Raw genomic sequence first — 25,002 nt, 5'->3', positions numbered from 1 at the left:
ATCAGCCGGCCCACACGCCCGGTCAAAGCCGGAACGGCGTTGGAAAAAACATATTGGGGGAGGCGGGATTCCCGCCTCCCTTCCTTGTTCCCGTGCGGACAGAATCCGGGTCAGAATGTTTTTTCAAACGTCACCGCTTCCAGCGGATCGGCAGGGTTGACCGGCATCACCAGGCATTCCGCACCTTCCCCGCCCAGGTACAACATCAGGCTCCTGCCGGGGGAATAGGCGATGGAGACACCGTAATATCCTCCTTTTTTCACCAGGGACCAGGTTCCGCGGCAGGAAGAAACGAGATCTTCCTCCAGCACGGAAAGGTCCTCCCTCTCTTCCGGACGGGCAATCCACCTGCCCCATGCCTCCGGACGGGGAAAGGAAGAAATCTCGCACGTCCCGTCTTCATTCAGGAGGAGCGTGGAAGAACTGACCTGAAAAAAACGCTTCAACTCCGGAGGGCGGAAAAACCGCCTTTCCCTGGGGGAGGATTCCACCTCATACTTTCCGGAAAGGGCCTGCACATCCGGCTCATGAATCCACAGGAAAGTTTGTTGACACACCGCCTGGCGGCACGCCAGCCCCACCACGGCCAGCAGGGAAAGGAACGCCAGGACAAACGCCCACAGGGCCAGCCGCTTTCTCCACCACGCATAAACGGCGGCCAGCCCCGCCACACTGCCCGCGCAAACCCAGAACCCCCAGGAACGGGAAAGGAAGGCCAGGGCATCCGCCAGCACGGAAAATCCATGAGAAAGATCATTCCACATAGGTACTCCAGAATCTCCGGAACATAGTCAAAGTCAAGACAACAATGCCGCCTTTCAAGGCACGGGCCTCAGGCTGCGCCCCGATAAAAAACTCCCGTCATCACTCCTGAAAATATTCCTCCGCGCTTTTCTCACAGGCTCCAATCAGGTAAGAAGCATCTGAACCATGAAAAGCGCAGCACATCATCAGGGGCTTTCGGAACAGCAGGTTCTGGAAAACCGGACCAGATACGGGATCAATATCCTGACTCCCCCGGAAAAGGAACCCCTGTGGAAGCAATTTCTGGAGAAATTTTCAGACCCCATCATCAAAATTCTGCTGGTGGCCCTGCTCCTGTCCGTAGGCGTGGCTTTCTACCAGTTTTTCACCGGAACGGAACCGGCCAGCGTCTTCCTGGAGCCCGCGGGCATCCTGGCGGCCATCCTGCTGGCCACCTGCGTGGGGTTCGCCTTCGAGGTAAGCGCCAACAAGAAGTTTGAAATCCTGAACCAGGTCAATGACGACACCATGGTCCAGGTCATCCGCGGCGGCAATATCTGCGAATTGCCCCGCCGGGACGTGGTGGTGGGCGATATCGTCATCCTGAACACAGGGGAGGAGGTACCGGCGGACGGCGTCCTGCTGGAAGCCGTTTCCCTCCAGGTCAATGAATCCACGCTGACGGGGGAACCCCTCATCGGCAAAACCACGGATGAAGAGGAATTCAAGAAGGATGCCACCTACCCCTCCAACCACGTTCTGAAAGGAACCACCGTGGCGGACGGCCACGGCGTCATGGAAGTGACTTCCGTGGGGGACAGGACGGAATACGGCAAGGTTTATGAAGGTTCCCAGATAGACAACAAGGTGCAGACGCCCCTCAACCGCCAGCTTTCCAGGCTGGGCGACCTCATCACCTGGGCCAGCTACGCCATCGCCGCCTTCATCGTCATCGGGCGGCTTACCCTGTATTTTTCCCATCTGCCGGGCCCCGTGGAATGGCTGAGCGCGGGAACCTACATTCTGAATACCGTCATGATCGCCGTAACCGTCATCGTCGTCACGGTGCCGGAGGGGCTGCCCATGAGCGTCACCCTGAGCCTGGCGCTGAGCATGAAGAGCATGCTCGCCAACAACAACCTGGTGCGCAAGATGCACGCCTGCGAAACCATGGGGGCCGCCACCGTCATCTGCACAGACAAGACGGGCACCCTGACGCGCAACCAGATGAACGTGTACAAGGCGGATTTTTACGGGTTGGGGGACGCCGCCCCGGCGGAAAACGAGCTGGGGAACCTGATCCGGGAGGGAATCGCCGTCAACTCCACCGCCTTTCTGGATTACGCGGACCCGGAACATATCAGGGCCCTGGGCAACCCCACGGAAGGAGCGCTCCTCCTGTGGCTGCACGGGCTGGGCGTGAATTACCTGGACCTGCGGGAAAACGCCCGCGTGCTGGAACAGCTTACTTTCTCCACGGAACGCAAGTACATGGCCACCGTGGCGGAATCCCCCCTGCTGGGCAAAAAAGTCCTTTACGTGAAAGGCGCGCCGGAAATCGTGCTGGGCCTTTGCTCCACTGTCCTGACTCCGGAAGGCCAGGTTCCCGCCGCAGACATGCGCCCCGCCATTGAGGAACAGCTCCTGGCCTACCAGAACCAGGCCATGCGCACGCTGGGCTTCGCGTACCGCGTTCTGGAGGATGACGCCCCGGTATTCGAGGACGGCCGCATCATCCGCAAGGATCTGGTTTATCTGGGCATCGCCGCCATTTCCGACCCCGTCCGGGACGATGTGCCCCAAGCCGTGAAGGACTGCATGGACGCGGGCATCCGCATCAAGATCGTCACAGGGGATACCCCCGGCACCGCACGGGAAATAGGGCGCCAGATCGGTCTGTGGACGGAGGAGGACACGCCGGACCGTCTGATGACGGGTGTGGAGTTTGAGCAGACTCCGGACGCGGAACTGCTGGACCGCGTGATGGACCTGAAAATCATGTGCCGCGCCAGGCCCATGGATAAGGAACGGCTGGTCAAACTGCTCCAGAAGAAGGACCAGGTAGTGGCCGTCACCGGGGACGGCACCAACGACGCCCCCGCCCTGAACGCCGCGCAGGTGGGGCTTTCCATGGGAGACGGCACCACCGTAGCCAAGGAAGCCAGCGCCATCACCATCCTGGACAATTCCTTCATGAGCATTTCCCGCGCCGTCATGTGGGGGCGTTCCCTGTACAGGAATATCCAGCGCTTCATCGTCTTCCAGATGACCATTAACGTGGCGGCCTGCCTCATTGTGCTCATCGGCGCATTCCTGGGCACGGAATCCCCCCTCACCGTCACGCAGATGCTCTGGGTGAACCTCATCATGGATACCTTCGCCGCGCTGGCGCTGGCCTCCCTGCCGTCGGACGAACGCGTGATGCAGGACCCGCCGCGCAAGACCACGGACCACATCATCACCCGCCCCATGGGCCGGAACATCCTGGGCGTGGGCATCCTGTTCGTCGCTTTCCTGTTCGGCCTGCTGCAATATTTCAAGCATGCGGACATTACCAGTCTCACGCAGTTCAGCCTCAGCGGCTACTTCCGCAGCTACCTGGACTTCTCCACCCCGGAACATGAACTGACTGGTTATGAACTGTCCCTGTTTTTCACCATTTTCGTCCTGCTCCAATTCTGGAACATGTTCAACGCCAAGGCATTCAACACGCACCAGAGCGCCTTTGCACGCATGGGCGCCAGCATTGGCGGCTTCGGCCTGGTAGCCCTGCTTATCCTGGCCGGGCAGTACCTCATCGTCACCTTCGGCGGCAAGATGTTCAACGTGGTGCCCCTGAGCTGGACGGACTGGGGCCTCATCTTCGCAGGCACCTCCCTTGTCTTGTGGTTCGGGGAACTGGCGCGGGCATTCACTCCGGATAAATCCGGCGCCCGCTCCTGAACCGTCCGGGAGAATCCCTCCCCCCGCGCATGACGCGGACAGCGACGCCGCCCGGAAAACCTTCTTTCAACAAAGAAGCCCGCGGGCGTGTCACTCCCAGCATGGACTTGACACGCCTGACGGGCTCTATCTCCGGCCCCGCCGTTTTCCTCTGCCTGCTTTCCCTCTTTTTTGCCGGGTGTAAAAAGACGGAACAGGTGCCGCATGAAACGCCCACAATTATTTACGAACATCCCGTCACCATGGATATTCCGGTGACGGGCAGCTGGGTGGGCCACCTGGACGGCGTGGACAACGCCTCCATCGTCCCCCAGATTACGGGCTACCTTCAAACGCAGAATTACGCCAATGGCGCTATTGTGAAGAAAGGGGAAGTTCTCTTCCGCATTGACGATTCCACGTTCAGGGACCAGGTATCCAAGGCCAAAGCCACCCTGGCCCAGGCGCAGGCCCAGCTACAGCAGTTGAATTACGACGCGGAAATTTACAGGCCCCTGGCCGCGGAGAACGCCATTTCCAAACAGAAATACGAGGATACGCGCCTCTCCGCCCTGGCCGCGGAAGCGCAGGTGCAGCAGGCTGCGGCGGCCCTGGCCCTGGCTGAAAAAAATCTTTCCTATACGGTGCTGTACGCGCCTTTTGACGGAATAGCCGGCATTTCCAGGACAAACATCGGCGACCTGGTCAGCCCGGAAAGCGGCCCCCTTGCCGTCGTCTCCTCCGTCAATCCCATACGCGTCAATTTCGCCGTCACCCAGCAGGAATGGATTCAGCAGGCGGGGAAAAACGGGAATGAAGGCGTCCAGACGGGCAGCAAGCTGGACATTACGCTGAAAGACGGCACCAAATACCCGGAACAAGCCACGGTAGTTGCCATTGACCGGGCGTTCAATCCCCAGACAGGCACCATCCGCGTACAGGCCAACCTTCCCAATGCGGACTATCTGCTGCGCCCCGGCATGTTCATCATCGCCACGGCCCGGCTGGCCACCGTCAAAAACGCGCTGACCGTTCCGGCAAAATCCCTTCTTTCGACACAGGGGCGCTTTTTCGTGATTGTTCTGGATGAGGGCAACCACCCTTCCATCATCCCCGTACAAGCCGGAACGCAACTTGGAGACCGGCAGCAGGTTACTCCCCTGAAACCGGATTCCCTCACCCCCCAAAGCAAAGTGGTCGTGGACGGTCTTCTCCAGGCGGAAGCAGCCTCCAGAAATCCGACCGCCCGCCTGAAAGCGGTACCCGCCAGCAACCAATAAGCTCCTCCCGCCATGGCTGATTTCTTCATTAAGCGCCCCATCCTTTCCATCTGCCTCTCCGTCATCATTGTCCTGCTGGGGGCCTTTTCCATTCTGCGCCTGCCCATCTCCGAGTACCCGGACATCATTCCCCCCTCCATCCAGGTGACGGCCACTTATCCCGGAGCGGACTGTGAAACGGTGGTCAAGTCTATCGCATCCCCCATCGAACAGCAAATGTCCGGCGTGGACGGCATGTCCTACATGACTTCCGTCAACACCAACAACGGGCAAATGAGCATGATGATCCTTTTTGAAATCGGCACGGAAGCCAACATGGACCAGGTGCTTTCCTACCTGCGCTACGGGCAGGCCACCTCCCAGCTGCCGTCGGAAGTCAGCGCGCTGGGAGTCTCCCTCCGCAAGACAAGCGGGCTGCCCGCCCTGGTCGTCAGCCTCTATTCCCCCCAGGGGACTTATGACGGCCTCTGGCTGGCCAATTACGCCTATATCAATATGGTGGACGCCATCAAGCGCGTGCCCGGAGTAGGAGACGTGCAGGTGTTCGGGGCAGGCCGCTACGCCATGCGCATCTGGCTGAACCCGGAAAAGATGGCCGCCCTGAATATTACGGCCCGTGACGTGATGCTGGCCGTCCAGGCCCAGAATGCCGTAAATCCCGCGGGCAAGATAGGCGCGCAGCCCGCCCCGCCGGACCAGCAGCTTTCCTTCACCGTAAAAGCGCCCGGACGCCTGACCAGCGTGAAGGAATTCGAAAATATCGTGGTGCGCGGGCAGGACAGTTCCATCGTAAGAGTGGGAGATATCGCCCGCGTGGAACTGGGCTCGGAAACTTACAGCCTCAGTTCTTCCGTAAACGACATGCCCGCCGCTTCCATCGGCATTTACGAGGCGCCCGGAGGAAATGCCATCCAGCTGGTGGACAATATCAAAGCCCTGCTGAAAAATACGGATATGCCGCCCGGCATGGATTACCTCGTTTCCCTGGACTCCACGCTGGCCGTCCGCGCCGGGATTGAAGACATCGTCAGCACGCTGGTGATTGCCCTGGGCCTGGTGGTGCTGGTGGTTTTCATTTTCCTCCAGGGCTGGCGCGGCACGCTGATTCCGGCCTTTGCCGTTCCGGTGTCTATCGTGGGCGCTTTCATCGCCTTTCCATTGTTCGGCTTTTCCATCAATACCATCTGCCTGATGGGGCTGGTGCTGGCCATCGGTCTGGTCGTGGACGATGCCATTGTGGTGGTGGAAGCGGTGAAGAACCATATTTCCAACGGAGAAAAGCCCCTCCAGGCCACCATTGCGGCCATGAAGGAAGTATCCGGCCCCATCGTCAGCACGGCGCTGGTGATTTCCTGCGTCTTTATCCCCACGCTGCTGCTGCCCGGCGTCACAGGCAAACTGTTTGAACAGTTCGCCGTGACCATCGGCATGTCCATCATCATTTCCGCCTTCTGCGCCCTGTCCCTCAGCCCCACCCTGTCCGCCGGGCTGCTGAAAGGGGGAAAAGCTGACTCCATTCCCCTGCTGGGGCCCTTTTTCAAATTGTTCAACAAGGGGTTCAACAAGGCGCGCGACTGGTACGTGGAAATCTGCGCCAGACTTATCCGGCATATGTGGCTGTCCATCCTGCTGCTGGCCGCCATGACCGCCCTTCTCTTTCCCCTGGCTAAACTTATTCCCAGCGGATTCCTTCCCAATGAAGACCAGGGCTACCTGTTCGGCGGCGTGGAACTGCCGGACAATACATCCCTGAACGTCACGGCGGACACCGCCGCGCGGATTGAAAAAATCATCAGGGAGGATCCGGGCGTGGACGTAGTGACTACCGTCAACGGCTTCAACCTCATCAGCTCCGTCCAAAGCTCCTCCAACTCCTTCTTCTTCATCTCCCTGAAACCCTGGTCCGAACGGACTGCTCCGGGCATGACGGCGGACGGCATCGCCGCACGCCTGAAAAGCAGGCTGAACGCGGAAATTTCCTCCGGCGTGGCGTATGTGGTTCCGCCGCCGCCCCTGCCTGGCGTAGGAACGTCCGGGGATGTCACATTCCTGCTGGAGGACCGCCAGGGCATCGGGGAAAAATTCCTGGCCGCCAACACGTCCAAATTCATCGAGGCGGCGGAAAAGAGGCCGGAAATAGCGGGCATCAGCAATTTCATGTCTCCCTCCAACCTTCAGTACAACCTGAATGTAAACACGGAGCAGGCCACTCTCCAGAATATGGACGTGGATGAGATTTACGCCACCATCCAGGCATACATGGGAAGCACCTTCCTGAACAACTTCAATATTTACGGACAGGAATGGCAGGTGTACATGCAGGCGGACGCACCGTACCGGGACAGCATCGACAAGCTTTCCATGTTCTATGTGCGCAACAATGAAGGAGACCCGGTTCCCCTGGATTCCGTAATCAACGTTACGCATGGCTGGGCCCCGGAATTCCTGATCCGCCAGAATATGTTCAACAGTTCCCAGCTCAACGTCACCCCGGCTCCGGGCTATTCCTCCGGCCAGGTCATGAACGCCCTGGAAGAAGTTTTTGCCCAAACCATGCCGTCCGGCATGGGATACGACTATTCCGGAATGAGCTACCAGGAAAAACAGGCGCAAAAAGGCATCACCATCGGCATGATTTTCGCGGCATCAGCCGTGTTTGTCTTTCTGATTCTGGCCTCCCTGTATGAGAGCTGGTCCCTGCCCGTAACCGTCTTCATGACTGCCCCCATTGCCATCCTGGGAGCATTTCTGGCCCTGTGGATTACCAGGCTGGACCTCAACATTTATTCGGAAATCGGCCTCATCGTCCTGATTGCCCTGGCGGCCAAAAACGCCATCCTCATCGTGGAATTCGCCGTGCTGGAACTCCGTCAGGGCACGGACCTGCTCACGGCCACCCTGGATGCGGCCAGAATCCGCCTGCGCCCCATCCTGATGACCAGCATCGCCTTTATCATGGGCTGCCTTCCTCTGGCCGTCGCCACGGGAGCGGGCGCAGCGGCGCGGCAGGTGGTAGGCGTCGGGGTCATTGGCGGCATGATTACAGCCGTCTTCATCGGGGTATTTTTCATTCCTTCCTTCTTCTACCTGATTGCCAAGCTCGCCGGGCTGGACAAAAAAGCGGCGCGGAAACTTCAGGAAAAGGAGCAGGGAGCCCCCGCCCCCGCGAAGCAGGCCGAATGACACTTCCGAAAGGGGAAAACGGCTCCCGCACAGTTTCCCATTCCTCCTACATCCAGAATATCCAGGCCCAGAAAGCCTTCACGAACACGAGCACCACGTTAATCAGCAGCCCCACCTTTACCATGGTCATCTGAGGGAATTTTCCCGTCGCGAAGGCCAGAGCGTTAGGAGGAGTGGAAACGGGGAGCATGAAGGCGCAGGAAGCGCCTATGCCTACCAGAAGCACCAGCGGCGTAGCAGACATGCCCATGGCGGAGGCTACCGTGACCATCAGCGGGGCCACCAGGGCCGCACTGGCCGTATTGGAACAGAATTCCGTCAGCGACGTGATGAAGAGGCTGATGATGAGCAGGATGACGATGGGGCTGTGCCCCATGGCGAGAGAAGATACCTGGTCTGCCAGGAATCCCGCCGCCCCCGTCTGGACGAGGATGCTGCTGAGCGTGATGCCGCCCCCGAACAAAAGCAGGACGCCCCAGTCCGTATTTTTGGCGATGCCGCTCCAGTTGATCACCCCGCACAGCGGCAGCAGCACCGCAGCGCTCAGCGCGATGAGCGTGTCCATGGACGGGATGCCGCCCAAAGCAGAGGAAAGGAAACTGCTGCACATCCAGCTCCCGGCCACCAGCACGAAGAGAATAAGGACACGCACCTGCCTGGCATTCAACCTGCCCTCCGTTCCCTCCCTTTCCTCCGGCACCATATCCACATGCATCCCCAGATTCGGGCGGAGGAACAGGTACATCAGGAAGAAAACGATCACCCCGAACACCAGGACAATGGGCATGGCAATCCGGAACCATTCCGCAAACCCCATGCCTAGTTCATGCGCCGCAATGGCGTTGGGAGGAGAACCCACCAGCGTCCCCATGCCGCCGATGGAGGCGCTGTACGCCACCCCCAGGATGGCAAAAGGAGCCGTCGTCTTAAGTTTTTCCGCCGGAACGCGGTCCAGAAGGCCGATCACCAGAGGAAGCATCATCGCCGCCGTGGCCGTATTGGACATCCACATGGAAAGAAACGCCGTAGCCAGGAAAATCAGAATCAGGGCCATCCCCAGGCTCCCGCGGGCCATCCGGAGGATTTTTCCCGCCAGCCACGCATCAATTTTCTGTTCGTGAAGAGCCCCGGCCAGGGCAAAGCCCCCGAAAAACAGAAAAATGGTAGGGTCCGCAAAACCGGACAGAGCTTTCTCCCCCGGCAGAATCCCCATAAACATGGCAAGCACCGGCACCAGCAGGGAGGTTACGGTTACGTGCAGGGCTTCCGTCAGCCACAGGATGCCGATAAAGGTAAGAACAGCAAGCCCCCTGGCCACCTCCGGCTCTACGGGAAGCCACTTGAGCATAGCCAGAAAAAGAAGCACGTCACACGCAATGATGACGTAATTGCGGTGCCCTTTGGGAGTGTCTGCAGTACGGTGGCGCATAAAGTAAAGATAAACGACGCTATTTTATTTGTACGCATCAGAAAAACAGTGTCAATGCTTTTCCATAAAACCCCGGAAAAGGCCTTCCCCGGAAACAGGGAAACACAGATCAACCGCCGGCTTGAGAATACGCACGGCGCGCATCACCGGGAAAGCCGCGCCACCTCTTCCCGCTCCGGGAAAATACAGGAAGCCCGGACATGCAAAAAAAACCGCCATGCAATCGCACGGCGGCTTGTAAAACTGTCTGATTGATGCACGGAGGGGAAACCTCCGCCCGGGCAATTATTCGGCGGCGGGTTCAGCGGCCTTCTTGGCAGCCGGCTTTTTGGCGGGAGCCTTCTTGGCGGCGGCAGCCTTGGTTTCAGTCTTTTTGGCCGGGGCCTTGGCCGCAGTCTTTTTGGCGGGAGCTTCCTTGGCGGCAGGCTTGGCATCCTTGGCAACGGGAACGGCCAGACGGATAGGCGCATTGGAATTCAACTTGGACTGTTCCTTCTTACGCTTGAGGTATTCAATACGTCTGCGGCGCTTGGTGACTTTGCGGATTTGCTGTCCCATAGTGATGATTGCTATGATATTTACTAATTCTTACGAGCTCCATGTGGCACATGGGCGTGGATACAACTACCAACCCCACCTCCCTTACGCAAGCACAAAGCGTTATTAAGGCACAGAAAGGCGGAGGCAGTCCCCGGGTTCCCCAATCCGTGCGGGAGAGGAAGACAACCGGGGCGAAGGAGGTTTTACCACAATTTCAGCGCATCCACCCGGACCGGCTGTTCCCAGCGCAGATGGTTCCGGATGGCGGAAGCGATGAATTCCAGGCCGCGCTCCACCGCTGCAACCAGTCCATCCCCGGCAGCCAGCCGCGCCGCGACGGCGGCGGACAGGGAACAGCCCGTTCCGTGAGTGCTCACATCCTGTACGCGCGGGCGCTCCCATTGCCCCAGCAGGCAGCCGTCCGGGCCGGACAGCACGTCCCGGCAGTCCCCCTCCAGATGGCCGCCCTTCAGAAGGACGGGGCATCCGTACCTGACGGCGAGGCGCGCGGCGGCCTCCGGCAGTTCATCCCTGCCCGGATTAACAGAAGAACGGAGCAGGACGGCAGCCTCATCCAAATTGGGAGTAAGCAACGCCGCTCCCGGCAGCAGAAGCTCTTCATAAACAGCCACCGCCTCTTCCCGCATCAGGCGGTCGCCCGCCGTGGCGATCATAACCGGGTCCACCACAACGGGAACATCCGCCCCGGCCAGCACCTCATGCACCGCACGGACGATAGCCGGGGAATACAGCATGCCCGTCTTCACGGCGCGCACGGGAAAATGTTCCAGATTGATGCGCACCTGGTCAGCCACCAGCGCAGGGTCCACCTCCTGAATGCCGCGCACTGTCCCGGGCGCCTCGGACACGACGCAGGTAACGGCCGTAAGCGCAAACGCCCCCATGGCATGGGCCGCTTTCAGGTCAGCCTGGAGACCGGCCCCCGCGGAGCAGTCGGAACCGGCAATCGTCATCATTACGGGAATACTCATGGCCCTGTTTTTAATCGGGAAGAAAGCTCTTGAACATCCAAAAATCCGCACGCGCCGCCTCAATGTCACAAATCCGGGTGGGAAAACAAGGAGGGAATGCCATAATCATCTCATGACGCACGCCTCCCCCGCCCCGGACGAACAGGAATTCTGGCTTTTCATTCAGGATGCCCCTCTGCCGGCCGCAGAGGAATTGCAGGAGAGCATGTTCCGCCTGGACGGCTGTTTCCGGCTGAACCTTTCCGGCGCGCCGGAAAACGCTCCGGACCATGTACTGGAAGGAGAATATCTGGATGAAGCGGGGGAATCCCAGCTGGACGTATTCTGGGTCATGGAAACGGACGACGCGCGCCAGGCGTTCAAAAGGGACGGCGCGGCCCTCCGGCAGATAGGGAACCGCACCAAAATGCTGCGCTTCATTCTGGAAGACGAATATGCCCTGGGCCATGTATTCGCCATGATGCACGCCATACTGGAACACCGGGACGGCCTGCTGGTCATTCCGGACTCCCGGGGGAACGTTATTCTGGAACGGAGGAAAGCTTTGGATTTCCTGAACAGGGAAATCAGGGAAAGCTAATGTTTCTGCGTCTGCGGAGCTGAACCGCCCTCGCGCTCCGCATTCAGTTGAAGCGCTTTCTTTTTCCAGACTTCCGCCATATCCGCATCCTGAGGGGTCCCCTTTCCGGTGCTGTAGCAGACGGAAAGCATCAGCATGGCGTTGACGTGGTCCTGCCCGGCGGCCAGCCGGAGCCAGTTGAACGCCTTGCCCTCATCCGCAGGCACGCCGGAACCTTCCAGATAAGCCAGTCCCACGATATACTGGGAATGGGCGTCTCCGGCAGAAGCCGCCTGTTCATACCACTTCATGGCACGCTCCATATCCCGCGCCACTCCCTGCCCCTTTGCGTAAATGTTCCCCAGATAAACGGACGAAGGCGTATTCCCTCCATTGGCGGCCTTTTCCAGCAGCGCCAGGCCGGAAGCGGCATCCTTCTCAAAACCCATCTTCCCCTCCATGTAAGCCCGGCCCAGCAGCCCCATGGCAGCCGGATGTTCCTCATCCGCCGCTTTGTGCCACAGCCCCAGAGCCTTGTTCAGATCCTGATCCGCGCCATCCCCCTTGAAATACATCATTCCCAACATGTACAAGGCGTTCCCCCGCTGGGTTCCCGGGCGGGCAAGCCCGTACTCAAACCACTCCCTGGCCGCGACGGCATCACGCTTGATCCCCGTCCCATACAGGAACATGGCGCCAATGACCGTTTCCCCGGAATACCCGGACCCGGTCTCCGCCACGGAATCACACCAGGCCCGCACGTCCAGCGGATGAACCCAGCCATTCTGCAATCCCTCCGCATACAGGGCAGCCACATCATTGAGGGCTTTTACATGTTCGCTGCCATTTTCCTTCTCGCGGACGGCGCCGGCAACAGCAGCGTCCAGACGCGCTCTCCATGTTTCCGCCTCTTTCCGCACCGCAGACGGCTTTTCCCGTTCCGCAGCAGAGGAAGCCCGCTTTTCCCCGGAAGAAGGGGCGCGGTCACATCCGCTCAAAAAAAAGAAGGCAAAGGAAGCCGCACATAAAGAGACAACTTGTTTCATCATGACCCTTACCATAAGACAGCCTCACCAGGCTGCCAAGAAGAGAAATGACGGAAACGCCGCATCCGCACGCCACGGAAGCGCGAAGCCGGAGAGCCGGATTTCCTCTTTTTGCATTGAATATTTCCCTCTTTTTGCTCTACTGAAACCAGTTCTACCTCTGATGAAATTCGTTCTGCCCCTGTATCTCTTGACATGCCTGGGCCCGGCGTTCCTGGTAAGTTTTTCCTGCCGGGGTTCCGCGACGGAACTTCCCGTAAAATACATCTTTGAGCTGTCGGATGAACCGGTAAAAGTACACCCTGGCAAAATAGACACCAAGAGCGTTTTCTTCCCCAAATACGCACGCGGAACCTCTCCGGAAACCCTGAAGCGGCAGGCAGCCCTCTTCCAATCCCATACTCCCCACGAGGCCACCAAAAGCAAACCGGCCATCAGCATCCACATGAATGACGACAAAACGGAAAGGGACGTCCATGAGCGGTCAGGCTATGAGTTTCACCATGCGGAAAACCAGGAAGAAATTGTCATCACAACCGAAACGCCGGATGAGGAAATCTGGCTGAACGACGGGGATCCGGACAGCCCCTTTTTCCATACGCCCCGTTCCGCCGCCAATACGGAAATTCGTGAAATCCCCACGTCTTCCGATTCCTGGCCCGCCTGGAATGAAGAGGAAGTCAACCTGCACATGAATCTTCCGGAATCGGCGCCGCGCCCCCTGGTAGTGCAGCCGGCTCCGTCCGGAGCCATCCGCACCATCATCAAATCCTTTAACGGAACCGTTTTTGAGGCGGATGCCCAGCCCATGCATCCCGTCTGGGATCAGCTCCCGCCCGGATACGTTCCTATCCCGGCTCTCCCGGCCTATCAGCCCACCTTATTGAAGAAATTACAATAGAAGGGGGCAAAAGCCTCAGAACTTGAAGCGGACAGCCCCGAAAACAGACCATCCATTGAAAGCTTTGGCCGTTGCCGAGTCCACATGGCTGGTGACATACTCTACAGCCAGCATCAGCTTGACCGCATTGACGGCCTCCGGACACAGATAGCAATTCAGCCCCAGGTAAAAGGAATGCATGCTGTCCACCCATGCGGGATAATGGGTGACGCTGGGCACATAACGGGTATTCAGCTTCACAGAACGGTTTCCAAAGGAACACTGGTATTGAAAGACGCCCTCAAAATGCGGGGAAATCCGGTAAACGGGCTGCAGAACCAGGCCGTACACATTCTTTGCACCGGGCTGGCCTACAATTCCCACGCCTGCCAGCAAATTCCCCATGATGGAGAAAGCGCCGCGGCTGGCGTCCCAGCTCAGGGAAATCACGTCCTGCGCGCCCGTTCCGCAGTAATCGGACGTGGAAGGGATTTTCCTTCCCCGCCATTCCGTAAAATTATGGGCATACTGGTACCCCAGAAACTGGCTGTCCCACATGGGAGAAGCCACCTTCCACTTCATGGCGTTCAGGATAAACAGGTTGTCTGCAGAATGAAACTGGATTTCATCCTTCAAATCCGTACCGTTCGCATTCAGGTAAATGCCGTAGGAATGGTACAGGCTCTTGGCATCCTTCTGAAAATTGGCCTCCAGACCCCAGTTGGAAATGGGAATCAATTCATTGCACAGGGCGGATCTTTCCACTGTTTTAATCCGGGAGGAAGCCAGGCAATACTCCGACGTCAGGTGAGGCGTCAGCTTACCGGCCCTGAACTTGACGCCGGGCATGGTCTTTTCCAGATAAAGTTCATACAGGGACCACTCCGTATGGCTGCCGATCCATTCTCCCCGCACTTCACGGTGCCGGCCTTCCAAATCCCCCACATTCGTCAGATTGGACAGGCGCCAGGAACCGTCCCCCATCAGGATGTCGCCGCCCAGGTAAGCGCGCCTCCACCCGTTGTTATGGCCGCCGGAAGACGGGCAGAATTTATTGGCCCCATTGGGGCTGACGGCTGCTGCCTGATACTGGCCAATCAGCGTCAGCTTCACCTTCCTGATCCATGAGGAATCATTCCGGTACAGCACCGGACCGCGATCCAGCACACGGCACAGGGACGGCAGAGAGCCCCCGGAAACCGGCTGGGACTGAACTGCTCCCGCGCCAGCTTCCGCCGCCGGAAAGGCGGCATACCAACAAGCGGCCAACAGGAACATTCCTGGAAAAACAAGCTTCATCATAGGCTAAACAAACAAATTGGGCGCACATCTTAAGGAGCCCTCTCCGAAAATCAAGCCCGGATGCTCCTTTCGACATTGTTGTTTTCTGAAAGGGTTGTTACGAAGAACGGCAATGATGGACGCACCAGTGCGCCCATCCGGAACGTCTCCATCAGAAGGCCAGGGACGCAGGTTTCAGCACGGCTTGGAGTTACAGCTACATCGGCCTGTTGTATCTCCGGCCTGATGAACCGGGCCATTTCAATCACTTCCTGTACGATGAAGAAACAACGATGCAGCAGCCTGGCATCATCGCGAACAGTTACCGGCACCAAATCATCACTCCGGCAAGCTTTCCCTCCCGGCCCGCATGGGGGAACATGCCTGAATAATTATTTCCCGCTCCTGCGGGGAAAGGCCGTAAATGTCTTCCATCAGCCCATTCATCCGCTCATCCCCTTCCGGGCAATAGCGGACCGCGAGAGCGTCCGCCAGCCCTTCCACTTCCCGCAGCAGGGACAGACCGGGGACCCGGATGGGAGCCCGGAGGACAGGGGCGGTATCCATCTGGAAAAAATCCCCCTGCATTTTTCCCCGGCGGAGAAACCAAAACTGCATCAGGCGCGAATTGAACAGGGCCGCCAGATATTTCATGCTCACGCGTTCCGAGCGTATCACGTTGAATGCCATCATCACATAAGCTTCCTTTTCCGTATAGGAGAAGGTTGGACGGGCACACTTCCTGACAGCCAGAATTTTGGGGCCGGGCCGGAAAAAACGTTCCTGCCGGGGCCAGTGCACATGGTAATATTTCATGCGGCCCATGCGTGTTTCCCGCCGGGCCTCCATCAGGGGACGGAATTTTTCCAAATGGCGCAAAAGCGTAACGGCCTGCTCCGCTCCGTTGGACGGAGTCAGATATAACAGCACCTTCTCCGGAGCTTTCAGTGCATGCCGCCCTGCCTGGACAGGTTCATACAGAGGTTTGAGAAAACGCCGCTCCCGTTCCGGCAACAGGCCAAAATACCCCTGAGGCAAGACAAATACCCCATCCCCCCTCCGGATTCCGTACCGCCGCACTGTTTCCGGCGCCAGATTCTCCAGAGCTCGGGAAGAAACGACGTCAGGATTCGGCACAATCCCCTGCGTCATTTCCTTTGCGGCATCCAGCCTGAAATTCCGGCAGGCATCCATCTTTTCCAGAAGATGCCGCTCTGCTGCAGAGCAGAAGGACAATCCTTCCCTGACGCACGCTCCGGCATCTTCCGGCAAGGGAAACCGACGGTACGGCTCATGTTCCAGAAATGATTCCACGTCATTCAAGGAGCCGCCAAAACGGCGGTATTCCGGAACCAGGCGTCCGCCTCCCTCTCCCTTTTTCTCCGCCAGAACAGTCATGGTATGGACGCGGGCGGATTCAAACACGCGGCAGGCTCCGAAATCCGACAGGCGCAGCAAACCGCAATCTTCCAGCAGCTTGCGGCGGAGAGAGGCGGCTCCCGCATTAGACATCCACTTGTTGGGAACGACCAGATGCATTACGCCCCCCCGCTTCAGGGCATCCAGCCCCACACAGGCAAACACGTACCAGTAATCCATGCGGGAAGAGCAGTAGGAAGCAAGAGAAGAACATTTCAAACGGTCAAATAATTCCTTGTTCCCTTTTTCTCCGACAAAAGGGGGATTGCCGATCACCAGGTCAAAGCCTCCTTCCTCCATCACCGTTGAAAGACCCTGACGCCAGACGCCGGACGCAGACATATCCAGACTGTCCCCGCACAACAGGCGATCCCGTAAATCCCCCTTTCCTCCGGCGGCCAACCATGCGCAACGAAAACGGAAACGGGCCACCTCCAATGCCTCCGCGCAAACATCCACTCCGTAAATATTCTCTTCCAAAACGGCGCGGATTAAATCGGGCTCCGGGCAATCCGGTTCCAGAAGCTTTCTGCGGGCGACAAGCTCCCGGAGCATTCCCATGGTGAATGCTCCGGCCCCTACGGATAAATCCAGCACACGGATACTTCCCAGCAACCCGGCTTCTTCATCACCGCTCCTGGGAGAAGGCAATCTGGATTCCAGCCAGGAAGATACCGCTTCCCGGGCCATCCAGCGAACAAGAAAACCGGGGGTATACACCGTCCCGGAACGGCGGGCGTCCGTCAGGAAACGCCCCAGCAATCCTTCCAGCACGGAAGGAGTAACAACCCGGCAGGCATCCTCTTCCCTCAAGGAAAAAGCGAATCCCCCCGGCAGCCGGCCCTCATGGCCTGCCTGCCGTTTCTGCAAGTTGTCCATCAAAACCTCTTTCAATCGTTCCCAGGTTTCAGGACGGCCCCCGTTGCCCTTCTCCACGGAGAAATACTGAGCTATAAAACAATCCTGAACGTTCCGCTCCTTCACTGCGGCATTCGTACACTACTGGAACAGGCCGCGCAACCAAAAGGAGAAATTGTCCAGAAAGCCAGCTTCAGAACATGAATGCCCGGAACTCCCTTTTCTGAACATTCCCGGCGCCCCAAAACCGTATCAACCACCGGGAAGGGGTCATTCGAACAGATTCACCTATATGAGCGCATATTGAAAAACTTTAACCGCCCGATAAACATTTGAAAAATATCCCCTATTATTATTTTCCGGCGCAGCGCTGGATGAAAAGTCAATCATGGCCATGATGAATCAATCGAAAAGCGTTTCCGGCAGAAAGGGAATTTCAAGCATCGATGAGACAGGAGGCTAAGGCAGGAAATGCCCCGCCAGCCTCCCCATGCTGACGTTGTCACCTTCTTCAAATTCAGAAGAATTTCCTCAATTCGTCTCTCTATTCCCCTATTTTGCAATAAATAAAATCCGGCTTTGCCATCAGCAAGCCGGACTAGAAAAGAAATGGTACCCCGTCACGGGCTCGAACCGTGGACAAACTGATTAAGAGTCAGCTGCTCTACCAACTGAGCTAACGAGGCACAGGAATGATGGCGTTCCTTGCAGGAACAACCGGATGGTACCCCGTCACGGGCTCGAACCGTGGACAAACTGATTAAGAGTCAGCTGCTCTACCAACTGAGCTAACGAGGCATGTATCCGGCGATTCCCCCCGCGACAAGCACCACCCATGAAGATGGAGCCACTGGTCGGAATTGAACCGACGACCCACGCATTACGAATGCGTTGCTCTACCCCTGAGCTACAGTGGCATCGCGAGAAGCGCACAAGCAAGTAATCATAAGCAACCCCTTTTAGCAAGTCTTTTTTGCAATAAGACCGTTTTTTTACGCCTTGAATGCGGAATAAAAGCCAAGAGCGGCAGGTGACAGTAGAAGAGCTTGCATAGGCGGGGGAAACATGGTGGAGTGCATGTCCTCAAAGAGCTTTTCTTTCCCTACTTATCATGAAGGCATATTACATTTTCCAGCAGGCGGACGAAGAAACAATCAGCAACATTCTGGACTGGATGCGCAACCAGGAACGCGCCATTTACCGCGCTGCCGTGCGTGAACTTGGAGCCCTGAAAAAACTGCGCCCCGAATTCATCCAGCGCAAACCTCTTCAGGAACAATTTTCCTTCATCAAGAAAATGCTGTCATGGAAACCCAGCAATGAAATCGGTGACCATCTGCTTCAGGTCTGGCTGTTGCGCAAACACCAGGGCATGCTGATTACGTTCCTGAATACCCTGGGCATCCCCCATGACGGCAACGGCATTGTCAATGAACTGCCGGAAACGCTGGACAAGGAGAAACTCGCCAAAGCTGTGGACGAACTGTTCGAAAAATACCCTGCCGGCGTAGCGTCCGTCTACCTCCAGATGTTCCAGCTCCAGACGGAAGACGGCTGGGAAGAACTGGCCGAGGTTCTGGCGAACGATCCCCGCGTTACCATCCGTTGACGTTATTCTCCTTCGGGACATAAACAAGGGCCACTCCGTTCCGGGGATGGCCCTTTTTATGGAGGCAAACGGACGCTCCTGCCGCTGTTATTCCAGTTCCAGGCGGAACAGGCGTCCGGACGGCACGGGACCTGTTTGAAACAGCTGCAATGGAAAGCATGCCGGAAGCGCAAGCCCGTCAGGAAGGAACGCTGTCCGGCCGTTCCGGATGGAATGACCACCCCTCATCTCCGTGGTACACCATCATACGGGACATGCCGCCGTCAATGACCAGATTCTCCGCATTGACAAAGCTGGAGCCGCATAGAAAGAAAACGGCCTTCACGATATCTTCCGGCGAACCGACGCGCCCGGAAGGATGCTGAAAAGCATCTTCCGGAGACAGGACGCCGAACACCCCCGTGTCAATCCAGCCTGGACTGATACTGTTCACACGAACGCCGAAAGGGGAAAGGCTCATGGCGAGAGCGTGAGTTAAAGAAGTGAGGGCGCCCTTGGCCGCACTATAGCTTTCCGTATCCTTCTGGGACATGGAAGCGCGGGTGGAAGCAATATTCACAATGGAAGCGCCGCGGGAAAAATGGTCGCGAAATAAAAGGCTCAGCAGATAGGGCGCGGAAACTCCCACGCGCAAAACTTCATTGAATTCCTCGAAGGAACAGCCGGAAAGAATGCCGCGACGCGTGATGCACGCATTATTTACCAGCACATCCACACGGCCAAAACATTCCAACACCTTTTCCGCAAAAGACCGCACGTCCTCTTCCACACCCGCGTTGCCCGTCACGCAAAGATGCCCCTCTCCCGGCAATTCCTCCAGCAGGGAGGCCGTTTCCTCATGCTTCACATCCAAAACCGCCACCCGGGCGCCCGCCGCAGCGAAAGCTTCTGCAATGGCGCGGCCAATGCCGCAGGCTCCTCCCGTCACCACCACGGTACTGCCGGAAAAATCAACATCCCTCATAGGCTGATTGTCATATTCCACTCAAGAAAGTCAATCATCGCCTTCCGGCATACGGTACTTAACGTGCATACATTACATCGCGGTAAAGCCCCATGGCTCTGGAAAGGAGAGGAGAACGGGTTACCACGTCCGTTTCCACAATAAGACGGGCCATGGAACCGGAAACGGCCATTTCCGCTTCCTCCGCACGGCGGCTGATACGCTCCATATCCCCGGTTTTCACCAGATTCATACGTCCGGATTTTTGGAAATCATCAACAACATAGCGCAACCTTTTCAACTTGGCCACCACTTCCACCAGCTCCATGGCGCACTGGTCAGCCGTTCCGGCATCCTTGATGCTGCGCAGGAGAAAGTCAATTCTCTCCAGGCACGCGCAGAACTCTTCCATGGCCGCGACAGGATCGGCCCAGAACTCCTGAAAATCGATTAGCCTGGGTTGCTCTATTTTGAGCCCCTCCACTGCCTTTTGCATGGAAGGGGAATCATACATCCTGGCCGTCGTGAGTTTCAGGAGCGCTCGGAAAGCGCGTTTGCGCTCATCCTCCGCCTTCTTTCTCATCTTTTCCAGCCCATCATGGAAATGCCGTTCAAAACCGGGAATCCAGTCTCCATACTTCTTCTCCATTCTGGCAATGTTGTTCATCTGCTCCCTGACCATTCGTCCCTGAAGGGCTACAGATACGGCATAGGCTTCCGCCGCAACTTTATTATCAATCCCCTCCAGCATGTCCACCATGGTGGAATACTGTTCCAGATAAGCCTTCAGAAACGGCTTTATCTTGTTGTTCAAATACAGGGCCACCCGTTCGTCCGTCAGGCTGAGACCGCACTTTTCCAGATCATTCCTGATGACATCGGAATCATAATACCTGAATTCATGGAGCTTCAGTATTCCCGACATCATCCGGTCGCGGGCCTTGTCCACGCGCTCCCGGAGAATGGAATGAAAGGCGGGATGCATCTTACGCGATTCTTCATGCACGCGCGGATTCAGAGCCATCAGGCGCCCGCAATTCATATCGTAAAATTTAAACTTCTCCGTCAGGCGCCCAAGTTCATTCATCAGGGCCTCTCCTGCGGTACGGTCCTGGATGGAAACGACCAAATCCGTCATCTGTTCCACTTCCTTCAGGCGCAGGGAAAGCAGCTCTTCATAAGATTCCACCGGGGAAAGCCTTTCTGACTTCCCTGCTTCCGCAGCCCCGGCCTCCTTTCCCTTATCTCCGCAGGAACACAAACACAGCGCCAGCAGAAGCGCGCCTCCCATCAACGGCAAATTCGGGAACAGAGAAAAACAGGAGCCAAGCTTCATGAGAACGTAGCGTTGAGGAGGGAGAATGAAACTCCGGCCCGCATCGCGGCACCGGAACTACCGTAAAAAAGCGTCATCAAAGTTCAAGGCCTTTTCATTTCATCCGGGAAAAACATTTCCGTTCCTTCGACGGAAAAAATATTCATTTAATATAATGAACACTCTTCTGAATCGGGATGTCACACTCTTTTATCCATATCATCCTGTCTGCCGTGATTCTTGATATTCTTCAATACGGATATCCTCTTTTGAGAGAGGAATGCGGGCCCGTGGTTCATATCAACAGGGATATCCTTTCCTTCCTGGACGATATGCAGGAAACCCTGGCCCAGGGAGGCATAGGCCTGGCTGCGCCGCAGGTGGGCAGGCCCATCCAGCTGGTCACCATCAACATCCCTTCCACAGACGCAACCACTACCTGGCTGGAAGTGGACGGATGCCCAACTACGTTGTCCCGAATCATGCCCTTGAATTTTATCAATCCCATCCTGCATCCCTTCGGCAAAAAAGTGCCGTACCGGGAAGGGTGCCTGAGCATCACCAAAGTATATGCGAACGTGATGCGCCGCTCCTGCGTAAGGGCTGTTTTAACCATGATGGACGGACGGACTGTGACCGTGAAATGCAACGGACTGCTGGCGCGCTGCCTGCAGCACGAGGTAGACCACCTTCACGGCGGCCTGTTTACGGATCTGGTTTCCCCCGGTGACCATGACAAGGTGATACGGAGGCTCAGATTGACCCATCCGGACGCTTTTGAAGAAGATGACGACAGCTACGCTCGCCGCATGAAGGAAAAACGCCGCGCCCAGGCATGGAAAGCCCGGATGCCGCAGCCTCCCGGAAAAACAGCCTGACGTTCAGGCAACAAACCTATCCCCCCTTTTTACTGCCCTTCCCTAAAAAACGCCCCGGTCTCCCTCCAGGAAACCGGGGCATCCATAATCACATGGAAAGAAAAAGAGAGAATCAAACAATCCAGTCCAGAACAACCTTGCCGGATTTTCCCGAATTCATGGCTTCAAACCCTTCCCGGAATTCCGTGTAGGGCAGACGGTGCGTGATGATGGGCGCCACATTCAAGCCACTGCGAATCATGGAATCCATTTTATGCCAAGTTTCAAAAATTTCACGTCCATAAATGCCTTTCATCTTCAACCCTTTCCATATGAACTTATTCCACTCGATGCTGGAACCATCGGGCTGAATCCCCAGCAGGGAAATGTTGGCTCCGTTGCGGGAATTGTCGATGATGTCCTTCAGGCAGGACGGAGCGCCGCTCATTTCCAGGCACACGTCAAATCCCTCCGTCATTTCCAGTTCCTTCATCACGTCTTCCAGCTTTTCACGGGTCACGTTCACGGTTCGGTCCGCCCCCAGCGTTTTGGCAAGACCCAGGCGGAAATCATTGATGTCCGTAATAACCACCGTCTTGGCTCCGGCCTTCTTGCAGACGGCGGCAGCCATGCAGCCGATAACCCCGGCTCCCGTAATCAGGACGTCCTCGCCTACCAGATCCCAGGACAAAGCCGTATGGACGGCGTTGCCCAGCGGGTCAAAAATGGAGGCGATTTCCATCGGAATGCTCTTGTGGATGCGCACCACGTTATCCTGCGGAATGGAAAGGTACTCCGCAAAGCAGCCGGGCCTGTTGACTCCCACACCCTTTGTGTTGGGACACAAGTGCTTCTGCCCTGAACGGCAGCTGCGGCAATGGCCACAGACAATATGCCCCTCACCGGAAACAATCTCCCCGGGCTTGTATTCCGTCACGGAAGAACCTACGGACTCAATCACGCCGCAGAACTCATGGCCCACATGCATCCCTACCGGAATGGTCTGCTGGGCCCATTTATCCCAATTCCAAATATGAAGGTCCGTGCCGCAAATGGCTGTTTTATGAATTTTGATCAGGACGTCATTCGGGCCGACTTCCGGCATAGGAACATCCATCAATTCCAAACCGGGGCCAGCCTGCGTTTTTACAAGAGCTTTCATGCCCCCCATTCATGCTCTTTTTCCCCTGCGTCGGCAAGCTCAAAATTCATTTCGGAGCGCCGAAAAAGCCTAGGGAACGGAGGCTTCCGCCCCCCCTTCCCTTCCCATGGAAACGCCCGGAGCAGCGGCGGGCGACAAACGCCGGAAAGACATTCCTGTTCAATCGACAATTCAGACACACACGCAATTTGCCCTTTCCAACAGGAAGGAATCATGATACCAAGGCGTGCGAGTTCTCCTTTTGAACACTTTACTCTATTTACAGAACCATGGCGAAATCATTTTTACCCACCATTTTCGAGCACCCGTATGAAATAGACCCCAAATATGGGAAAAGCGTTGCGTACTTCTCCATGGAATACGCCATTGATAATTCATTTAAAATCTATTCCGGCGGTCTGGGCTACCTGTCCGGCTCCCATATGCGCAGTGCGCATGATCTGCGCCAGAACCTCGTAGGCGTCGGCATTCTGTGGAGCTACGGCTACTACAACCAGATCCGTGCGGAGGACGGATCCATGGCCACGCAATACATGCGTAAAAACTACCCGTTCCTGGAAGATCACAACATCAAATTCCTCATTCATGTCTGCGGAGCTCCCGTCTGGGTAAAAGCCTACTTCCTGAATCCGGAAACATTCGGCACTGCGCCCATGTTCTTCCTTTCCACGGACCTGGAGGAAAATGACGAGGAAAGCCGCAATATCTCCCGCCGCCTGTACGACGCCAACGGCTTCACCCGCATCGCCCAGTACGTACTGCTGGGCAAAGGAGGCGCCCGCCTTTTTGACGAACTGGGCATTGAACCGGAAATCTACCATCTAAACGAAGCCCACGGCCTGGCTGCCGCCTTCCACGTGCTTGCCAAGACCGGCAGTGTGGAAGAAGTGCGCAAGCGTTTCGTTTTCACTACCCATACCCCGGAAGAAGCCGGCAACGAAAAGATGGACGTAAACACCATGAATACGTTCTCCTTCTTCGACGGGCTCTCCATGGAACAGGTGCGCGCCGCCGTAGGCATGACGGACAATACGTTCAACTACACGCTGGCCGCCCTGCGCCTCTCCCACATCGCCAACGGCGTTTCCAAACTCCATGGAGAAGTATCCCGCCAGATGTGGAAGGACTATGAGGGTATATGCCCCATCATCCATATTACGAATGCCCAGAATCAGAAATACTGGCAGGATCCGGAACTGGCGGAAGCTTTCCAGGCCCGCAACAAGGAAGCGTTCATCCGCCGCAAGCGGGCTTTGAAAAAAGCTCTCTTCCGCATGGTGGGTGAACAAACGGGCCGCGTCTTTGACCCGAACTGCCTCACCATCGTATGGGCGCGCCGTTTCGCGGCCTACAAGCGTCCGGACCTGGTCACCGGCAATCCCACGATGTTCGAACGCATGCTCCAGCGCACCAACTATCCGGTGCAGTTCATCTGGGCCGGCAAACCCTACCCGATGGATCATGGCGCTATTGAAATCTTCAACCGCCTGAATGACTTGACGGCCAAATATCCCCGTTCCGCCGTGCTCACCGGCTATGAACTGGGCCTGAGCCGCTACCTGAAAAACGGCTCCGACGTATGGCTCAACAACCCCGTGGTAACCCGGGAAGCATCCGGCACCTCCGGCATGTCCGCCGCCATGAACGGCTCCATCTCCGTCTCCACCAATGACGGCTGGATCTGTGAATTCGCCAAGGACGGAGAAAACTGCTTCGTCATTCCGGAAGCGCCCGCCCATCTCTCCCCGGAAGCCCGCGACCGCTCCGACCGCGATAACTTCTACAACATTCTGGACGACAAGATTCTTCCCCTCTACTACGATCACAACGACAAGTGGATGGACATCGTTTTCAATGCGATGACAGACATCTATCCCGAATTCGACTCCGACCGCATGGCGGATCAGTACTACACGGAAATGTACAACAGCTAAGATACAGCCTTGTCCCTCTTACGCAACGGCCGCCTTTCTTTGGGAAAGG

The 25,002-nt window shown here is 57.0% G+C and carries 19 protein-coding genes and 3 tRNA genes; 8 read left to right on the top strand and 14 right to left on the bottom strand.

Annotated features, from left to right (window positions below; all coding sequences use genetic code 11):
* Window positions 1–110 precede the first annotated feature (110 nt).
* On the bottom strand, window positions 111–764 hold the full coding sequence (locus WW58_RS01625; RefSeq protein WP_046434810.1) for a hypothetical protein: 654 nt from the start codon (window positions 762–764) through the stop codon (window positions 111–113).
* 166 nt (window positions 765–930) lie between these two features.
* Here WW58_RS01625 and WW58_RS01620 point away from each other — a divergent pair, with 166 nt between their 5' ends.
* The 3 genes from WW58_RS01620 (at window position 931) to WW58_RS01610 (ending at window position 8,129) form a co-directional block, all read left to right on the top strand.
* Window positions 931–3,687 (top strand): calcium-translocating P-type ATPase, PMCA-type, encoded by a 2,757-nt coding sequence (locus WW58_RS01620; RefSeq protein ID WP_046434808.1) that lies wholly within the window; start codon window positions 931–933, stop codon window positions 3,685–3,687.
* 101 nt (window positions 3,688–3,788) lie between these two features.
* Window positions 3,789–4,946, top strand: coding sequence for an efflux RND transporter periplasmic adaptor subunit (locus WW58_RS01615; protein ID WP_180971363.1), 1,158 nt, complete (start codon window positions 3,789–3,791; stop codon window positions 4,944–4,946).
* Window positions 4,947–4,958: 12 nt separating this feature from the next.
* On the top strand, window positions 4,959–8,129 hold the full coding sequence (locus WW58_RS01610) for an efflux RND transporter permease subunit (protein WP_046434806.1): 3,171 nt from the start codon (window positions 4,959–4,961) through the stop codon (window positions 8,127–8,129).
* 46 nt (window positions 8,130–8,175) lie between these two features.
* Here WW58_RS01610 and WW58_RS01605 read toward each other — a convergent pair whose 3' ends face one another.
* From WW58_RS01605 to thiD, 3 genes are all read right to left on the bottom strand, one after another.
* Window positions 8,176–9,558 (bottom strand): SLC13 family permease, encoded by a 1,383-nt coding sequence (locus WW58_RS01605; RefSeq protein ID WP_046434804.1) that lies wholly within the window; start codon window positions 9,556–9,558, stop codon window positions 8,176–8,178.
* A 285-nt stretch (window positions 9,559–9,843) separates the two neighbouring features.
* The gene (locus tag WW58_RS01595; protein WP_012419280.1) at window positions 9,844–10,116 is read right to left on the bottom strand and encodes a hypothetical protein; all 273 of its coding nucleotides are present in this window, start codon (window positions 10,114–10,116) and stop codon (window positions 9,844–9,846) included.
* Window positions 10,117–10,301: 185 nt separating this feature from the next.
* Window positions 10,302–11,090, bottom strand: coding sequence for a bifunctional hydroxymethylpyrimidine kinase/phosphomethylpyrimidine kinase (gene thiD / locus WW58_RS01590; RefSeq protein ID WP_046434800.1), 789 nt, complete (start codon window positions 11,088–11,090; stop codon window positions 10,302–10,304).
* Window positions 11,091–11,202: 112 nt separating this feature from the next.
* Between thiD and WW58_RS01585 the strand changes: the two genes are divergently transcribed.
* Window positions 11,203–11,670 carry a hypothetical protein gene (locus WW58_RS01585; protein WP_146018619.1) on the top strand — a complete coding sequence of 156 codons (468 nt, stop codon included), beginning with the start codon at window positions 11,203–11,205 and terminating at the stop codon, window positions 11,668–11,670.
* Here the strand turns inward: WW58_RS01585 and WW58_RS12730 are convergent.
* Window positions 11,667–12,698: a tetratricopeptide repeat protein gene (locus tag WW58_RS12730; RefSeq protein WP_164917361.1), complete on the bottom strand. Its 1,032-nt coding sequence runs from the start codon at window positions 12,696–12,698 to the stop codon at window positions 11,667–11,669. The two genes, WW58_RS01585 and WW58_RS12730, sit on opposite strands and share 4 nt — an antisense overlap.
* 160 nt (window positions 12,699–12,858) lie before the next feature.
* On the opposite strand from WW58_RS12730, the gene WW58_RS01575 reads away from it, so the two are divergent.
* The gene (locus tag WW58_RS01575) at window positions 12,859–13,596 is read left to right on the top strand and encodes a hypothetical protein (RefSeq protein ID WP_102738214.1); all 738 of its coding nucleotides are present in this window, start codon (window positions 12,859–12,861) and stop codon (window positions 13,594–13,596) included.
* Window positions 13,597–13,611: 15 nt separating this feature from the next.
* Here WW58_RS01575 and WW58_RS01570 read toward each other — a convergent pair whose 3' ends face one another.
* From WW58_RS01570 to WW58_RS01540, 6 genes are all read right to left on the bottom strand, one after another.
* Window positions 13,612–14,877 (bottom strand): hypothetical protein, encoded by a 1,266-nt coding sequence (locus WW58_RS01570; RefSeq protein ID WP_102744249.1) that lies wholly within the window; start codon window positions 14,875–14,877, stop codon window positions 13,612–13,614.
* A 50-nt stretch (window positions 14,878–14,927) separates the two neighbouring features.
* Window positions 14,928–15,191, bottom strand: a complete 264-nt coding sequence (locus WW58_RS01565; RefSeq protein ID WP_042447518.1) for a hypothetical protein — start codon at window positions 15,189–15,191, stop codon at window positions 14,928–14,930.
* A 4-nt stretch (window positions 15,192–15,195) separates the two neighbouring features.
* A complete protein-coding gene (locus WW58_RS01560) occupies window positions 15,196–17,211 on the bottom strand; it encodes an Eco57I restriction-modification methylase domain-containing protein (protein WP_180975886.1) in 2,016 nt (671 codons plus the stop codon).
* A gap of 532 nt (window positions 17,212–17,743) precedes the next feature.
* Window positions 17,744–17,819, bottom strand: a tRNA-Lys gene (locus WW58_RS01550).
* Between the two features lie 36 nt (window positions 17,820–17,855).
* A tRNA-Lys gene (locus WW58_RS01545) sits at window positions 17,856–17,931 on the bottom strand.
* A gap of 44 nt (window positions 17,932–17,975) precedes the next feature.
* Window positions 17,976–18,050 (bottom strand) — tRNA-Thr (locus tag WW58_RS01540).
* A gap of 194 nt (window positions 18,051–18,244) precedes the next feature.
* Here WW58_RS01540 and WW58_RS01535 point away from each other — a divergent pair.
* Entirely contained in the window at window positions 18,245–18,742 is a 498-nt protein-coding gene (locus WW58_RS01535) for a hypothetical protein (protein ID WP_046434787.1), read from the top strand.
* 178 nt (window positions 18,743–18,920) lie between these two features.
* Here the strand turns inward: WW58_RS01535 and WW58_RS01530 are convergent, their stop codons facing one another.
* On the bottom strand, window positions 18,921–19,706 hold the full coding sequence (locus WW58_RS01530; protein WP_046434785.1) for an SDR family oxidoreductase: 786 nt from the start codon (window positions 19,704–19,706) through the stop codon (window positions 18,921–18,923).
* Window positions 19,707–19,764: 58 nt separating this feature from the next.
* A complete protein-coding gene (locus WW58_RS01525; RefSeq protein WP_046434783.1) occupies window positions 19,765–21,021 on the bottom strand; it encodes a hypothetical protein in 1,257 nt (418 codons plus the stop codon).
* Window positions 21,022–21,197: 176 nt separating this feature from the next.
* On the opposite strand from WW58_RS01525, the gene def reads away from it, so the two are divergent.
* On the top strand, window positions 21,198–21,878 hold the full coding sequence (gene def, locus WW58_RS01520) for a peptide deformylase (protein WP_237970524.1): 681 nt from the start codon (window positions 21,198–21,200) through the stop codon (window positions 21,876–21,878).
* A 112-nt stretch (window positions 21,879–21,990) separates the two neighbouring features.
* On the opposite strand, the gene tdh is transcribed toward def, so the two are convergent.
* Window positions 21,991–23,028 (bottom strand): L-threonine 3-dehydrogenase, encoded by a 1,038-nt coding sequence (gene tdh, locus WW58_RS01515; RefSeq protein ID WP_012419291.1) that lies wholly within the window; start codon window positions 23,026–23,028, stop codon window positions 21,991–21,993.
* Window positions 23,029–23,288: 260 nt separating this feature from the next.
* Here tdh and glgP point away from each other — a divergent pair, with 260 nt between their 5' ends.
* Entirely contained in the window at window positions 23,289–24,953 is a 1,665-nt protein-coding gene (glgP, locus tag WW58_RS01510; RefSeq protein ID WP_012419293.1) for an alpha-glucan family phosphorylase, read from the top strand.
* The last annotated feature ends 49 nt before the right edge of the window (window positions 24,954–25,002 follow it).

Source organism: Akkermansia sp. UNK.MGS-1 (assembly GCF_000980515.1).
Lineage (GTDB): Bacteria > Verrucomicrobiota > Verrucomicrobiia > Verrucomicrobiales > Akkermansiaceae > Akkermansia > Akkermansia muciniphila.
The sequence above is the reverse complement of the archived record's forward strand: the minus strand, read 5'-3'. Positions and strand labels throughout refer to the sequence as shown.

Bases quoted from the DNA above. Each gene is read 5' to 3' on its own strand.
- WW58_RS12730 (WP_164917361.1), bottom strand. From the start codon at position 12,698: ATGATGAAACAAGTTGTCTCTTTATGTGCGGCTTCCTTTGCCTTCTTT.
- WW58_RS01585 (WP_146018619.1), top strand. From the start codon at position 11,203: ATGACGCACGCCTCCCCCGCCCCGGACGAACAGGAATTCTGGCTTTTC.
- WW58_RS01605 (WP_046434804.1), bottom strand. From the start codon at position 9,558: ATGCGCCACCGTACTGCAGACACTCCCAAAGGGCACCGCAATTACGTC.
- WW58_RS01535 (WP_046434787.1), top strand. From the start codon at position 18,245: ATGAAGGCATATTACATTTTCCAGCAGGCGGACGAAGAAACAATCAGC.
- def (WP_237970524.1), top strand. From the start codon at position 21,198: ATGTCACACTCTTTTATCCATATCATCCTGTCTGCCGTGATTCTTGAT.
- glgP (WP_012419293.1), top strand. From the start codon at position 23,289: ATGGCGAAATCATTTTTACCCACCATTTTCGAGCACCCGTATGAAATA.
- WW58_RS01615 (WP_180971363.1), top strand. From the start codon at position 3,789: ATGGACTTGACACGCCTGACGGGCTCTATCTCCGGCCCCGCCGTTTTC.
- WW58_RS01570 (WP_102744249.1), bottom strand. From the start codon at position 14,877: ATGATGAAGCTTGTTTTTCCAGGAATGTTCCTGTTGGCCGCTTGTTGG.
- tdh (WP_012419291.1), bottom strand. From the start codon at position 23,028: ATGGGGGGCATGAAAGCTCTTGTAAAAACGCAGGCTGGCCCCGGTTTG.
- WW58_RS01530 (WP_046434785.1), bottom strand. From the start codon at position 19,706: ATGAGGGATGTTGATTTTTCCGGCAGTACCGTGGTGGTGACGGGAGGA.
- WW58_RS01575 (WP_102738214.1), top strand. From the start codon at position 12,859: ATGAAATTCGTTCTGCCCCTGTATCTCTTGACATGCCTGGGCCCGGCG.
- WW58_RS01610 (WP_046434806.1), top strand. From the start codon at position 4,959: ATGGCTGATTTCTTCATTAAGCGCCCCATCCTTTCCATCTGCCTCTCC.
- WW58_RS01595 (WP_012419280.1), bottom strand. From the start codon at position 10,116: ATGGGACAGCAAATCCGCAAAGTCACCAAGCGCCGCAGACGTATTGAA.
- WW58_RS01620 (WP_046434808.1), top strand. From the start codon at position 931: ATGAAAAGCGCAGCACATCATCAGGGGCTTTCGGAACAGCAGGTTCTG.
- WW58_RS01525 (WP_046434783.1), bottom strand. From the start codon at position 21,021: ATGAAGCTTGGCTCCTGTTTTTCTCTGTTCCCGAATTTGCCGTTGATG.
- WW58_RS01625 (WP_046434810.1), bottom strand. From the start codon at position 764: ATGTGGAATGATCTTTCTCATGGATTTTCCGTGCTGGCGGATGCCCTG.
- thiD (WP_046434800.1), bottom strand. From the start codon at position 11,090: ATGAGTATTCCCGTAATGATGACGATTGCCGGTTCCGACTGCTCCGCG.